This is a genomic window from Rhizobium sp. WYCCWR10014, assembly GCF_001657485.1.
GTDB lineage: Bacteria > Pseudomonadota > Alphaproteobacteria > Rhizobiales > Rhizobiaceae > Rhizobium.
On record NZ_LXFU01000041.1, the window covers coordinates 212,971 to 226,894 of the forward strand.

Annotated in this window: 14 protein-coding genes; 1 reads left to right on the plus strand and 13 read right to left on the minus strand. The window is 63.1% G+C overall.

Annotated features, from left to right (window positions below; translation table 11 throughout):
• Positions 1-3: 3 nt before the first annotated feature.
• The 13 genes from dhaK to A6U98_RS22980 form a co-directional block, all read right to left on the minus strand.
• Complete coding sequence (gene dhaK / locus A6U98_RS22920; RefSeq protein ID WP_064653002.1) at positions 4-996, minus strand: dihydroxyacetone kinase subunit DhaK; 993 nt, start codon at positions 994-996, stop codon at positions 4-6.
• 54 nt (positions 997-1,050) lie between these two features.
• Positions 1,051-1,461, minus strand: coding sequence for a hypothetical protein (locus A6U98_RS22925; RefSeq protein ID WP_064653004.1), 411 nt, complete (start codon positions 1,459-1,461; stop codon positions 1,051-1,053).
• Position 1,462: 1 nt separating this feature from the next.
• The gene (locus A6U98_RS22930) at positions 1,463-3,070 is read right to left on the minus strand and encodes a putative PEP-binding protein (RefSeq protein WP_064653006.1); all 1,608 of its coding nucleotides are present in this window, start codon (positions 3,068-3,070) and stop codon (positions 1,463-1,465) included.
• Positions 3,054-3,398 (minus strand): HPr family phosphocarrier protein, encoded by a 345-nt coding sequence (locus A6U98_RS22935; protein WP_017960902.1) that lies wholly within the window; start codon positions 3,396-3,398, stop codon positions 3,054-3,056. Before A6U98_RS22935 ends, A6U98_RS22930 begins: the two co-directional genes overlap by 17 nt.
• The gene (gene dhaM, locus A6U98_RS22940) at positions 3,398-3,796 is read right to left on the minus strand and encodes a dihydroxyacetone kinase phosphoryl donor subunit DhaM (protein ID WP_064653008.1); all 399 of its coding nucleotides are present in this window, start codon (positions 3,794-3,796) and stop codon (positions 3,398-3,400) included. The genes A6U98_RS22935 and dhaM overlap by 1 nt, the downstream gene beginning before the upstream one ends.
• Positions 3,793-4,413 carry a dihydroxyacetone kinase subunit DhaL gene (gene dhaL / locus A6U98_RS22945; RefSeq protein WP_064653010.1) on the minus strand — a complete coding sequence of 207 codons (621 nt, stop codon included), beginning with the start codon at positions 4,411-4,413 and terminating at the stop codon, positions 3,793-3,795. Before dhaL ends, dhaM begins: the two co-directional genes overlap by 4 nt.
• Positions 4,414-4,459: 46 nt before the next feature.
• Positions 4,460-6,103 (minus strand): dihydroxyacetone kinase subunit DhaK, encoded by a 1,644-nt coding sequence (locus tag A6U98_RS22950; protein ID WP_064653012.1) that lies wholly within the window; start codon positions 6,101-6,103, stop codon positions 4,460-4,462.
• 53 nt (positions 6,104-6,156) lie between these two features.
• Positions 6,157-7,164 carry an ABC transporter ATP-binding protein gene (locus A6U98_RS22955; protein ID WP_064653014.1) on the minus strand — a complete coding sequence of 336 codons (1,008 nt, stop codon included), beginning with the start codon at positions 7,162-7,164 and terminating at the stop codon, positions 6,157-6,159.
• Positions 7,157-8,254, minus strand: a complete 1,098-nt coding sequence (locus A6U98_RS22960; protein ID WP_064653016.1) for an ABC transporter ATP-binding protein — start codon at positions 8,252-8,254, stop codon at positions 7,157-7,159. Before A6U98_RS22960 ends, A6U98_RS22955 begins: the two co-directional genes overlap by 8 nt.
• Positions 8,255-8,257: 3 nt before the next feature.
• The gene (locus A6U98_RS22965; protein ID WP_003560267.1) at positions 8,258-8,470 is read right to left on the minus strand and encodes a hypothetical protein; all 213 of its coding nucleotides are present in this window, start codon (positions 8,468-8,470) and stop codon (positions 8,258-8,260) included.
• The gene (locus A6U98_RS22970) at positions 8,467-9,420 is read right to left on the minus strand and encodes a carbohydrate ABC transporter permease (protein ID WP_064653018.1); all 954 of its coding nucleotides are present in this window, start codon (positions 9,418-9,420) and stop codon (positions 8,467-8,469) included. Before A6U98_RS22970 ends, A6U98_RS22965 begins: the two co-directional genes overlap by 4 nt.
• Positions 9,417-10,385 (minus strand): sugar ABC transporter permease, encoded by a 969-nt coding sequence (locus tag A6U98_RS22975; protein WP_064653020.1) that lies wholly within the window; start codon positions 10,383-10,385, stop codon positions 9,417-9,419. The genes A6U98_RS22970 and A6U98_RS22975 overlap by 4 nt, the downstream gene beginning before the upstream one ends.
• A 116-nt stretch (positions 10,386-10,501) precedes the next feature.
• Positions 10,502-11,827, minus strand: a complete 1,326-nt coding sequence (locus tag A6U98_RS22980) for an ABC transporter substrate-binding protein (RefSeq protein WP_064653022.1) — start codon at positions 11,825-11,827, stop codon at positions 10,502-10,504.
• 569 nt (positions 11,828-12,396) lie between these two features.
• Here A6U98_RS22980 and A6U98_RS22985 point away from each other — a divergent pair.
• A complete protein-coding gene (locus A6U98_RS22985) occupies positions 12,397-13,842 on the plus strand; it encodes an MFS transporter (RefSeq protein WP_064653024.1) in 1,446 nt (481 codons plus the stop codon).
• The last annotated feature ends 82 nt before the right edge of the window (positions 13,843-13,924 follow it).

A 13,924-nucleotide genomic window follows, 5' to 3' on the forward strand; every position in this document is an offset into this window, starting at 1 on the left:
CTCTTACGGCCAATTTAGCGCTGCGGTCGCCACCGGGGCATCCCACAGCGCGATCTCCTCGTTGGTCAGGAGGGCGAGGGTGACGGACAGTCCCTGCATGTCGAGCGAGGTGACGTAGGTTCCGACCAGCGAGCGCTCGATAGGAATGCCTCTTTCCTCGATGAAACGGCGGGCGCTGTTATAGGCGAGGTAGAGTTCGGCCGGCGGCGTCCCGCCGAGGCCGTTGATGAAGAGCAGTGCCCTTGCGCTAGATGCTACTGCGATGTCGTTGGCGATGGTCTCGCAGAGATGCTCGATGATGGCGTCGGAGGCGGCTAAGGGCTGCCTGGCATGGCCGGGCTCGCCATGAATGCCGACGCCCATCTCCATTTCGTCGGGTCCGAGCGAAAATGTGGTGCGCTCGGTCTGCGGCACCGTCACGCCGTTCAGCGCCACACCCATCGAGCGGATGCGCGTATTCAATCCTTCCCCAAGCTGTTTCAACGCGGAAAGCGTCATGCCGCGTTCGGCCGCAGCGCCGAGGATCTTTTCGACGATCAGCGTTCCGGCGACGCCGCGTCGGCCTCTGCCTTCGCCGATCCGCGACGTTTCGATGTCGTCGCTGACGACGACCATGTCGATGTTGTGGCGGTCGCCGGCCATCTCGATCGCCATTTCGAAATTCATCAGATCGCCGTCATAGTTCTTGACCACGAGCAGGCAGCCGGCGCCGGTATCGGCCTCTTCGATGGCGGCGATGATCTGGCTCGGTGTCGGAGAGGTGAAGATATGGCCGACGCAGGCGGCATCCAACATGCCGTGGCCGACGAAGCCGATATGCATCGGCTCATGGCCGGCGCCGCCGCCTGATATAAGCGCCACCTTGCCAGGCGTGAGATGGCGGCGGCGGATGCATCTGCGCTCGGTCCCGAACACCACCAAGGTCTCATGGGCGCGCACGAAGCCTTCGACGCTTTCGGCGACCATGGTTTCCGCAGTGTTCATGAACTTCTTCATCAAGCCCCTCCCAAGGCCAAAGACATTACGTTACGTCAACCTACCTACTACTCACTATTCACTCGCCCCTGAAATCGCGACGATCTTCTGCACCAGATCGGAGATCGCCTCTTCCAACAGCCGGTTTTTCCTCTCGTCGCCGAAGTCGGGCACCATCAGCGACAGGTGCCGCAATTTCTCGGAATGGCCGAGGTCCGGCAGCTTGCCTGGATGGGCCGCCTGATAGGCTTCGAGAAAGCGCTCCTGTTCGGCGGCGCTGAAATGGCAGACGCGGACGATCGTCGCCAGATGGCGCGCCGGCAGCGGCGTTGCATAGGTCGGGCTGGTGATCTGGGTGACGAAGCTGCGATGTTTTCCAAGCGCCGTCGCCAGGCGCTGGCGCGTACCGGATGGCCTGTTGTCGATAATCTGCGCCAGAATGGACTTGTAGGCGATAATGGCGTCTTCGGTGTCTTCGCGCGCCATCCTATTCTCCGGCTGCCCTTGTGCCATCGGCGTTGAGGCCGATGATCGCCGATCTTATCGCGGGACGCCGTGCCGGCGCCACGGAAAAATGCCGAAGGCCGGCGGCGAGCAGCCCTGGCAGATAGCTGGGATTGCCGGCCATGTCGCCGCAGATGCTGACCGGCTTGCCGGCGGCAAGCTTCACCGCCTGGGCAAGCAGCCGGAGTACGGCGGGCGCTGCCTTGCCGGCATCGGCCTCGATGTCGTCGCGCGTGGAGGCGGCGAGATATTGGGTGAGATCGTTGGTTCCGAACGAGAAGAATGCCGCGGACCCGAAGGTGTCGAGCATCAACGCCGCAGCAGGCACCTCCACCATCATGCCGATGGGCGGCATTCGGTGGGGCATGGCGCGGCGGCCGAGCTTTTCGGCTTCCTCGCGGAATAGCTCGCGCATCCTGTCGACCTCGTCGGGAAAGGTCACCATCGGCAGCATCACCGACAGCCTGCCGAAGACGGCGGCGCGCAGCAGGGCGCGGGCCTGCACGCGGGCGATTTCCGGCTGGGCAAGCAGCAGCCGGATGCCGCGCGGGCCTGAGGCGGAGAGAGCCGGCAGATCTGCCAGGCCGGCGAGCGGCTTGTCGCCGCCGATATCGAGCATTCTTATGATCACCGGTCTGTCGCCCGCCTGCTCCAGCACGCGGCGATAGATCGCCAGCTGGCGCTCCTCGTTGGCGGCATCGGCGACCGAAGTGACTGAAAATTCCGAGCGCATCAGGCCGACGCCTGCCGTTGCCGGATCGAGCGCGTCGATCTCGGCGGGATCGTTGATGTTGATGGAGAGCAGGATCGGCACGCCGTCCGCCGTGCGCGGCTCACTGCCGCTGGTTTGCGTGTCGCCGGCGGGCATTTGTGCAGGTGCGAGCGGCGGGCTCAGCATGCCGCCCGCCTGCAGGACGACTGCACCGGCGTCGCCGTCCACCCTGACCGGATCTCCGTCTACGGCCGAAAAGCGGCCTGTGCCGACCACCATCGGCACCGATTTCGCCCGGGCAAGCAGGGCGACATGGCCGGCGGTGCTGCCTGCAAACAGCGCGATGCCGCCGCCTTTCGACCAGTCATGGGCGAGAAAGCGGCTCGGCTCCATGTCCTTGCCAACGAAGACCGAGCCGGGCGGGAAATCAGCGATCGGGGTGCCGGCCAAGGCACCGAGCACGCGGTTCTTGATGTCGAGAATATCGACAGCGCGCGCCCGCATCTGTTCCTCGTCGGCTGCTTCGAGTTCGCCGATATAGGCGTCGAGGGTGGCGACCCAGGCGAAGACGACATTCTCGTCGGCTTGCATGCGTGCGCCGGTCGCTTCCGCGATCGTCGGATCGCGCAGCACCTCGATCTGGAAATCGATGATATCCCGGCTTTCGGCATCGGTTCCCTCGGCAAGGTGCTCAAGTTCGCCGATCGAGATATCGATCGCCTTCTCCAGCGCGCTGTATCCACCGACGGCTCGGGACGCAGGGGCAGCGCCCGGCCGCTCGGCAGCGGAAGGAGCCTTCGGCTCCTCCGCGAGAAAGGCCGGGCCGGATGCGATGCCCGGGGATGCGCTCTTCGCTTTCAGTCTAAGCGGTTCGGCCATGTTTCTTTTCCTCATCGAAGTTGCGCTCGATGAGTTCCTTCAGCGCGCGGATCGCCTCTTCGGCGAGAATGCCGTCGGCGCGGATCCTGAGGATCGACCCTTTTCGGATTCTCGCGCCCATGATCTTGATGATGCTCTTGCCGTTCAGCCAGACGTCGCTGCCGTTGACAGCAATCTCAATCGAACAGGGGAAGGACTTGGCAAGCCGCGTGAAGGTGACGGAGGGGCGGGCATGCAGCCCGACACCGTGCTTGACTTCCACCTCCGTCTGGCAATTCACGTGCAATGGATCGGGTTCCTGTTTTTCACTACGCAATCCTGGTGTCATCAGGGGGACAGTTCCTCGGCTGTGGCGACGACCTTGGCCAGCGACGCGCCCCCCGACGCCTCGGCGGCAGCGATGACGGCGCCTTCGACGAGCGGCGCGTTGCAGATGGAGACGAGGGCCGAGCGGGGAAGGCCCAGCATTTCGATCGCCATCTCGCTATTGGTTTCGGCGCCGCCGAGATCGACGAAGACGGCGACGCCGGCTTCGGACCAGGCGGCCTCGATCGCTCTCAGGATGCCGCCGGCATCGGTCCCGAGTTCGCCATGGACATTGCCGCCTGACCAAGAGAGCGGTACGCTGTCGCCCACCATCTGCCTGACCATGTCGGCGATACCCCTTGCCACCAGCGGCGAGTGGGAGACGATCACGATACCCACATTTGCGGTCTTTCCATTCATTGCGGACGATGCTCCCCGAGATAGCGGCAGATCGCCGTGGTCAGCAGCGCGCAGCTCGACGCGCCGGGATCGACATGGCCGATCGAGCGGTCACCGAGATAGGCGGCGCGCCCGCGCATTGCCTTCATCGCGGCGGTTCTGTTGGCCGAGCGTTCGGCCTTGCGGGCGACGTCACCGAGTGGAGACTGCTTCGCCAAGGCGGCATGGACGGGATAGAGCACGTCGAGCAGGGTCTTGTCGCCGGCATGCGCCCGCCCGCGTCTTGCCACGGCGTCGATCGCCTGTTTCAGCACGAAGGAAAAATCGGCCTTCTCCTCGCTTTTGCGAAGTTCGCGGCCGATCTCCATCAGCAGCGTGCCATAGAGCGGCCCGGCCGCACCGCCGACATTCATCACCAGCGTCAGGCCGATCTTTTCCATGGCCTCGGGGAAGGGCAGGCCGGACAGGCTTTCGCCTTCGGCGCTGACTGCCTCGCAGCCGCGCCGCATATTGGTTCCGTGATCGCCATCGCCGATGGCGCGATCGAGCGCGCAGAGGTGATCGCTGTTTGCCGCGATCGTCGCGCGGCACACCTCGATCAATCCTGCCACAAGCACCGGTTCCGCCCGCACTGTCATCCTCCCTGTCGCCGCGTCTCCCGCGCAGCTCTCAAACTTCACTCGGTCAAGCGAGGCTTGCCGCCACTCCGAACGCGCCGGCAACCGCGACCGCGCCGGGATCGGCGACACCTGCCAGATCCCTTTCGCCGACATAGGAGGCGCGTCCGGCTCTCGCCTTCATCATCGTCTTCGTCGACTCGGCACCCGCTGCCGCTGCCTTCGCCGCTGCGATGACATCGCCGGATGCAAGCGCCTGCAGGGCAGGTGACAACGCATCGACCATCGTCCGGTCGCCGACTCCGGCTCCGCCATAGAACGTCATCCTGTCGAGCCCGGCAAGAAGGGCTGCTGATATATCGGCTTTGTCAGCCATCGCCTTGGCTGCGGCGGTGAAGAAGATCGACAGCAGCACGCCGCTCGATCCGCCCATGCTGGTGCCGAGGATGTCACCGAGCGAGGCAAGCGTTGCCGCCGGCCGGTCGAGCGGCAGCGTGTCGAGGCGGGCCAGCACGCTGCGAGCGCCTGTCGCCACCGTCGAGCCGGTATCACCGTCGCCGACGCGGCCATCCAGCCGGTTGAGTTCGCTTTCCTGGGAGATCAGATGCTCGCAGAGCGCCGTGATCAGGCGCCGGTTGCGGGCGTCATCTCCGGCCGCGCCATTTGCACCGTTCAAGGCGGCTGATGTTCTTGGTGCGGCGATGATCCTGATCTCGTGGCTTTCGACGGTCGGCATCCAGGCATGCGGCTCGACCGCCGCCGTCAGCGCCGCCTCGCGAACGCCATCCAGCCGGATCAGCGACAGCGAGAAGCCGTTCATGTTGAGCGCGGTCATCATCGGCGCGGGGCCGATGATCAGCTTGACGCGATCGGCAAGCGACGAGGACAGCACGGCATTGGCGATGACGGTCATTTCGAGCGGCGGCACGGCGCCGAGATTGTTGATCAGGAGGGCGTGGCTTCCGCCTTCGCGGAGCGTCGGGGTGAGGCGCGCCACCATGGTGGCGACGATATCGGCGACCGGCTGTAGCGTGATGCGCTCGACACCCGGTTCGCCATGGATACCGAGGCCGAGTTCGCCTTCGTTCTCGCCGAGACGATCCTCATGCGCCTGGCCGGGCACGCTGCAGGTGGAGAGCGACATGCCGAGCGAGACGATGTCGCCGGCTGCGGCGGCGGCATGGCTTGCCACCGTCTTCAGATCCTCGCCCCTTTCGGCGTGATAGCCTGCGATCTTGTGGATGAACAGCGTGCCAGCCACGCCGCGCGGCTGGTTGATCTCGGGGATGGCGATGTCGTCGGCGACGATGACCATCTCGACGTCGAAACCTTCGGCGCGCGCCTTTTCGGCGGCGAGGCCGAAATTCAGGCGGTCGCCGGTATAGTTCTTGACGATCAGCAGGGCGCCCTTCGGGCCTGCCACGACGCGGATCGCCGTCAGCACGGCATCGACGCTCGGCGAGGCGAAGATTTCGCCGGAGACGGCTGCCGTCAGCATGCCCCTGCCGACGAAGCCGGCATGGGAGGGTTCATGGCCGGCGCCGCCGCCTGAGATGATCGCCACCTTCGACTTGTCCCAGTCCGCGCGCAGGATCACCTTGATGTCGGGAAAGCTGTCGAGGCGGGCAAGACGGCCGGCACCGCTCGTCAGAAGCAGACCGTCCAAGGCTTCGGTGACGATGTTTTCCCTGCGGTTGAAGAAGTGTTTCATCGATTGAGACCCGTCTGTTTGTTTTTCATGCCATCATCATGTCTGTTTGGCGGTCAGGAAAGGCGCTGTCCAGCCGCATCGAAATAAAGCGGATCGCGCAGCGTCAGGCTGATCCGGTCGCCCGGCGCGATCGCCAGATATGGATCTGCAAGTGTGACGAGCTTGTGATTGCCAGCCCTGATGTGCAGATGGTTTTGGTCGCCCAAATGTTCGATCCAGTCGATCTCGGCGTTGGCATCCTTGCCGACAATGATATCGAGATGCTCGGTGCGGGCGCCGACGGTCTTGGTGCCGGCGGGCGGCTGGCCGCCGGGCAGGAGGTCCGCTGGCAGAAGATTGATATGCGGTTGGCCGAGGCGGGCGGCGACATGCAGGTTGGCGGGATTGCCGTAGATTTCGCGCGGCGTTCCAACCTGCATGAGCCGTCCCTCGGCGACGATGCCGATGCGGTCGGCCATGGTCATGGCTTCCACCTGGTCGTGAGTGACGTAGAGCAGCGTCGAGCCCAGTTCTTTCTGGATGCGCTTGAGTTCCAGGCGCAGTTCCGCGCGCAGCTTGGCGTCCAGTGAGGAGAGCGGCTCATCCATCAGATAGATCGCCGGCCGGCGCACCAGTGCCCGGCCAATCGCGACACGCTGCATCTCGCCGCCGGAAAGCCTGGTCGAGCGGTTCTCCAGCTTGTGGTCGATCCTGACCATGCGCGCGACCTCGCGGACGCGGCGGTCGATTTCTTCGGCGCTCAGTTTGCGGACCGGCGCCTTCAGCGGGAAGGCGAGATTCTCGTAAACCGTCATATGCGGATAGAGCGAATATTGCTGGAAGACGAAGGCGACGTCGCGTTCGGCGGGGGCTTCGGCGGCGACATTGCGGCCGCCGATTTCGATGCGGCCGCTATCGGGCTTTTCGAGACCGGCGATCAGCCGCAGCGTCGTGGTCTTGCCGGCGCCGGTGGGACCGAGCAGCACGACGAACTCGCCGTCGCGGATCGAAAGATCGAGGTCAGCCAGAGCCTGGGTGTCGCCGAAGCGCTTGGTGAGGTTCCTGAGGACGACATCAGCCATGCCGGGTCTCCTGATAGAGCGAGGATGGCACCGCGCGGCCGGACGTGCAGTCGAAGAGCGCGAGTTTCGCCGGATTGAATTCCAGGCCGACCCTCTCGCCGATCTGGAAGCTGCGATTGGCGGGAACGCGGGCCTTGATCAGTCCACCAGGGGTTTCCACAGCCACGACCTGGTTGGTGCCGAGATATTCGCTGCCATAGACGGCGCCGCGAAGGGCTGAGGCGTCGTTGAAGCGGATATGCTCCGGCCGCACGCCGAGCGCCAGCTCGCTTTCGGCCATGTCCTGGTGGATCTCGGGAACGGCGACGTCGACGCCGTCGAGCAGGATGGAGCGGTCGCCGCTTTTCAGGCCCGAGGTGAAGCGCATGAAGTTCATCGGTGGTGAGCCGATGAAATCGGCGACATACATGGTCGCCGGCTTGGCATAGATCTCCTGCGGCGTGCCGAACTGCTCGATGACGCCATGGTTCATGACGGCGATCTTGTCGGCCATCGCCATCGCCTCGTGCTGGTCATGGGTGACGTAGACGGTGGTGGCGTGGATGCGGTTGTGCAGCTCGCGAAGTTCGTGGACCATGATCTCGCGGAACTCGGCGTCGAGCGTGCCGAGCGGCTCGTCCATCAGGAAGCATTTCGGACGCCGGACGATGGCGCGGCCGAGCGCCACGCGCTGCCGGTCGCCGCCGGCAAGGCCCGATACCGAGCGGTCGAGAATATGGTCGATCTGCAGCAGGCGCGCGGTTTCTTCGACGCGCTGACGGATTTCGGCCTTAGGCATGCCCTGCGACAGCAGCGGGAAGCCGATATTCTTGCGCACGTTCATATGCGGATAAAGCGCGAAGAGCTGGAAGACGAAGGCGATGTCGCGGGCGCTGGCACGGTTGAAGGTGACGTCCTCGCCATCGAGATAGATCTTGCCGCTCGACGGCAGCTCGAGGCCGGCGATCATGCGCAGCGTCGTCGTCTTGCCGCAGCCTGATGGACCGAGCAGCGCCAGGAACTCGCCGTCATGGACGGTGAAGCTCGAATCCTGGACGGCGACGAAGCTGCCGAATTCCTTGCGGAGATTTTCGATCCTGATATCCGCCATGGTTCACTCCGGAAATTTCGAAACGATGATGAACATGACGGTGCCTGCAAGCAGGGTGACCAGCGAATAGGTGTAGAGCACCAGCAGGAAGGGCTGGAACAGCATCAGGAAGCCGAGACCGATCAGTACGGTAGCGATGGTCTCCATCGGGCCGCGGCGCAGGAAGAAGGGCCGTTTCGGGCGGGCAGGGGTGCGTGTCTCGATCAGGTGGCTCATTTGCGGACGGCTCCGAAGGTGATGCCGCGCAGCAGCTGCTTGCGCAAGAGAATGGTGAAGACCAGGATCGGGATCAGGAAGATCGTCGTGCCGGCGGCGACCGCCGGCCAGTCCTGTCCGCCTTCGCCGATGATCGTCGGGATGAAGGGCGGCGCGGTCTGGGCTTCACCCGAGGTCAGCAGGGCCGCGAAAGCATATTCGTTCCAGGCGAAGATCAGGCAGAAGATCGCGGTCGCGGCAATGCCCGTCGTTGCCTGCGGCAGCACGACCTTGCGGAAGGCCTGCAGTCTCGTATAGCCGTCGATCATCGCCGCTTCCTCGTATTCGCGCGGAATTTCGTCGATGAAACCCTTGAGCAGCCAGACGGCGAGCGAGACGTTGACGGCGGTGTAGAGCAGGATCATGCCCAAGGCCGTATCCGACAGGCCGAGCTCGCGATACATCAGGTAGATCGGGATGGCGACGGCGATCGGCGGCATCATCCGCGTCGACAGAATGAAAAACAGCAGATCGTCGGCGAGCGGCACTTTGAAGCGCGAGAAACCGTAGGCGGCGAGCGTGCCGAGGAAGACCGCGAGGAAGGTGGAGCCGAAGGCGATCACCAGCGAATTGACGAAGCGCGGCACGAAGTTCGACGGGCCGGCAATCACCATGTTGCGCTTGCGCGTTACCTCATCGCAGGCGCCGGCCGGCGCCGGCAGCGAGGCGATATAATCCGGCGTCTGCCGCGTGCGGGTGGTGAACAGGTTGCAATAGCCTTCGAGCGACGGGGTGAAGACGATCTTGGGGGGATAGCTGATCGAATCCGGCGGCGATTTGATGCTGGTCAGGAAGATCCAGACGAGCGGGATGAGGGTGATCAGCGCATAGAGGACGACGATGGTGCCGGCGATGCGCTTGCTGGATAGGCTCGGTACGACGACCGAATGGGCTGAGTTGGCGGCGCTCATCGTTGCTTCACCTTGTTCAATGCCTTGACGTAGATGTTGGCGAGGCCGAACACCGCGACGAAGAGGATGATGGCGAAGGCCGAGGCCCTGCCGGTCGCCCAGCTTTCGAAGGCGGCGCGTTTCAGCGTGATCGAGGCGACCTCGGTGACCGAGCCCGGCCCGCCGCCGGTGAGCAGCGTCACCATGTCGAACATCTTGAAATTCTCGATGCCGCGGAAAAGCACGGCGAGCATGATGAAGGGCAGGGCCATCGGCACGGTGATCGACCAGAACTGCCGCCACGGCGAGGCGCGGTCGACCTCGGCGGCCTCATAGATATAGTCGGGGATCGAGCGCAGGCCGGCCAGGCAGATCAGCATCACATAGGGCGTCCACATCCAGGTATCGACGATGATGATCGCCCAGGGTGCCAGCGACACGTTGCCGAGCATCTGGATATCTGATGTCGGAATGCCAGACACCAGCGAGACGGCATAGGCGAAGAGGCCGATCTGCGGCTCGTAGAGAAAGCGCCAGAAATTGCCGACCACCGCGGGCGACAGCATCATCGGGATCAGGATGATCGTCGTCCAGAAGGCGTGGCCGCGAAACTTGCGGTCGATCAGATAGGCGAGCGTGAAGCCGATCACCGTCTGCAATACGATCGTCCAAAAGACGAAATGCGCGGTGGTCTGCATCGCCTGCCAGATATCGGGATCGTTGAGGACGCGCTGGTAATTTCCGAAGCCGACGCCCAGGACCGGCGCATTCGGCCGATTGGCGCGGTAATTGGTGAAGGAAAGATAGACCGCCCAAAGCAGCGGGAAGATGTTGATCGCCAAGAGCAGGGTGATGGCAGGCGCAATGAACAGCCAGGCGATCGCCCTGTCGGAGAGGCCGCGGACGCGCCGGGCGACCGAGACCGGCGTTGCCCTTGCAGTCGCATCGGCTGCCTTCTCGACGATGGAGGAATGGGAAATAGTCAAGTTTTCACCCGGTCTTTTAGGATATGGGAGATCTGGCGGCCCGGCTCGTCTGCCGATCCGGGCCGCCAACCTGGTGAGGATGGCGCGCAGAGGGATGCCGCCTATCCCGTCGGGCACTAGATCTTGCCGTCGTCCTTGAAGACGTCGCTCCAGTCCTTCACCAGACCGTCGAGCGCTTCCTTGGCGGTGCCGTTGCCGGCGACCACGTAGTTATGGACGCGCTTCTGCATGGCCTGCAGCAGCGAGGCATAGCTCGGCTCGGCCCAGAAGTCCTTGACGATCGCCATCGAGTCCAGGAATGCCTGGGCATAGGGCTGGCTCTTGGCGAAATCAGGCGCATTGACGACGGAGTTCAGGCAGGAAAAACCGCCGAGTTCCCACCATTTGGCCTGCACGTCTGGCTGTGCGAACCATTTGATGTATTGCAGGGCGGTGTCGCGCTTGTCGGAGTAGGAGACCACCGAGATGCCCTGGCCGCCGAGCTGGGCGAAGTGCGCCTTTTCAGCGGGATTGGGGAAGAAGCCGATCCTGTCGCCGCCGACCTTCTCGTCCTTGTAGAGGCCGGGCCAGGTGAAGGCGAAGTTCATCTGCATGGCGACCTGGCCGGATTTGAAGGCGTCGGCGGATTCGACCATGTAGACGTTGGAGCTGCCGGGCGGTGTGCAGCAGTCGTAGAGCGACTTGTAGAATTCGAGGCCCTTGACCGCTTCGTCGGAGTTGACGAAGCCTTCCATGTCATAGGGCTTCTTCGGGTTTTCGTACTGGAAGCCCCAGTCGTAGAGGACGTTGGTCACGCCCATGGTGATGCCTTCGGAGCCGCGCTCGGTATAGATCGAGGCGCCGTAGACGGTCTTGCCGTCGATCTGACGCTTCTGGAAGAACTCGGCGATCTGCTTCAGTTCGTCATAGGTCTTCGGGGCTGCGAGATCGTGGCCGTATTTCTCCTTGAATTCCTTCTGCAGTTCCGGCTTCTCGAACCAGTCCTTGCGATAGGTCCAGCCAACGACGTCGCCCATCGCAGGCAGCGCCCAGTAGTTCGGCGTGTTCTTCGGCCATTCCGAGTAGCCGACGACCGTCGCCGGCACGAAGTCATCCATCTTGATGCCTTCCTTGTCGAAGAAGTCGTTGAGCTTGACGTAATGGCCGTTCTCGGCCGAGCCGCCGATCCACTGGCTGTCGCCGATGATGAGATCGCAGAGCTTGCCATGGGAATTCAGCTCGTTGAGAAAGCGGTCGGCGTAACTCGTCCAGGGAACGAATTCGAACTTCATCTGCGTGCCGGTCTTGGCAGTAAAATCCTTCGACAGCTCGACCAGCGCATTGGCGGGGTCCCATGCGGCCCAGCACAGCGTCAGTTCATCGGCTTTGGCGAGATTGGGCAATGCCGACGACATGACGAATGCCGAGGCCAGCCCCAAAAGGGCTTTCGATGTTTTCTGCATAAGTTCCTCCCAGAACCAAGAGCCGGCTCCCCGCCGGCGTCGCATGTTCACCCACTTCAGAGAATGCTCACATGAACTCCTCAATCATCATGTTTAGCAATATGTTTAGTGATATCCATTTTTATAAACATTGCAAGCACCAATCGTTGCTGCAATGCGACAGGTGTCGCACCACTTGGGCGGATAGTTTTGGGGTCGATCTTTTTTCGGCAGATCGCGAAAAATTCTTTGGCGAGCGTACCGATGCAGCGACATCTGGCCTCGCAGCGACATCGATCGCACGATATGGACTGCACGCCGCTCCTGTTTTTCCCCGGAGCGGTTCAAGCTTGGCCTCGCTTCGGTGGGGCCTTTTTCTTGAATCCCTATATGGGTCTATGCCGCCAGGTATCGGGCCGCATCGGGAATATTCCTGCGCAGTGCGAGATTTAGCCTTTTCGGCCGGCTGCAACGGGCGTATTCAGCCAGTGCGCGGCTTTCCATCTCCGTGCTCCTCCGCGCGGCAGATCTCCGATCGGCTTCCTTCCCGTTTTCCTGCCGCGTCATCCTGAATTTTCATTGGCAGATCGATGACCACGGCAGAGACGAGCGAGAATGGGCAAGAGGCCGCAGGCGGCCGCCAGGCGAAGATCGTGGCACTGGTCGTGGCCGTTTCCTTCTTCATGCAGATCCTCGACGGCACGATCGTCACCACCTCGCTGCCGCAGATGGCCGCAAGCTTCGGCGTGCAGCCGGTGTCGATGAGCATCGGCATCACCGTCTACATGCTGACGATGGCCGCCTTCATTCCGCTGTCGGGCTGGCTCGGCGATCGGTTCGGCGCGCGCCGCATCTTCCTGATGTCGATCGCCGTCTTCACCGGCGCCTCGCTGTTTTGCGGGTTGTCCGGCAGTCTTGCGGAATTTGTGCTGTGGCGCGCAGTCCAGGGGGCGGGCAGCGCACTGATGACGCCGGTCGGGCGTATCATCGTGCTGAAAAACGCTCGCAAGTCGGAACTCGTCCAGGCAATCGCGCTGATCACCTGGCCGGCGCTGACGGCGCCGGTGATCGGCCCGGTGCTCGGCGGCTTCATCACCACCTATGCCAGCTGGCACTGGAACTTCCTCATCAATATCCCGATCGGCATTCTCGGCATAGCGCTGGTGCTGCGTTTCGTGCCGGAGCAGCGCGAGACCAATCCCGGCCGGCTGGATCTCGTGGGTTTTGTGTTGAGCGCCGCCGGGCTGACCTTCCTGCTCGCCGCCCTCGAACTCTCGGTCAAATGGCACGGCGGGCTTTTGCCCATCATATCAATGCTGGCCGCGGGCATCGTGCTGTCAGTCATGGCGACGCGGCATTTCCTCGCCGTCGACAATCCGCTGCTCGATCTTTCAGCCTTCCGCATCCAGACCTTCTCGATGTCGACTCTTTCGGCGGGCACGGCCTGCCGGATGGCGATCAATGCGACGCCGTTCCTGCTGCCTCTGCTGTTCCAGCTCGGCTTCGGCCTGAGCTCGATTGCCGCCGGCACCTATCTGCTCGTCTATTTCCTCGGCAATTTCAGCATGAAGGCGGTGACGACGCCGCTGCTGCGCTTCTTCGGCTTTCGCACCGTGCTTGGGGTCAACGGGCTGATCGCGGCGCTTTCGATCGTCGGCTGCGGTTTCCTCTCGCCGGAGACGCCGCCGTTTTTCATCCACGCGCTGCTTTTCCTCGCCGGCCTGTCGCGGTCGATGGAATTCACCGCTTTGAACACGCTCGCCTTCGCCGATATCGGCCCGGCGCAGCGAAGCTCGGCCTCGACGCTGTCGAGCATGTTGCAGCAGGTATCGATGCTGCTCGGCGTGGCAGTGGCGGCGGCCGTGCTCAACATCGCCTCGGCTTTTAGGGGCGCCGACAATCCCGTCCTTGCCGATTTCCGCTGGGCTTTCGTCGTGGTCGGCGCGATCGCGATCGTCTCGTCGCTGCGCTTCCTGCAATTGCCGGCAGAGGCAGGGGCCGAAGTGTCCGGCCATCGGAAATTCCAGAAAAATTAGCTTATTCACGGAACCAATCGAGCCGCTCGGCGTTCATGCCTCTCATTTCAGGTTTTTCGTTTTCCCATCTCCTTCAACTGCT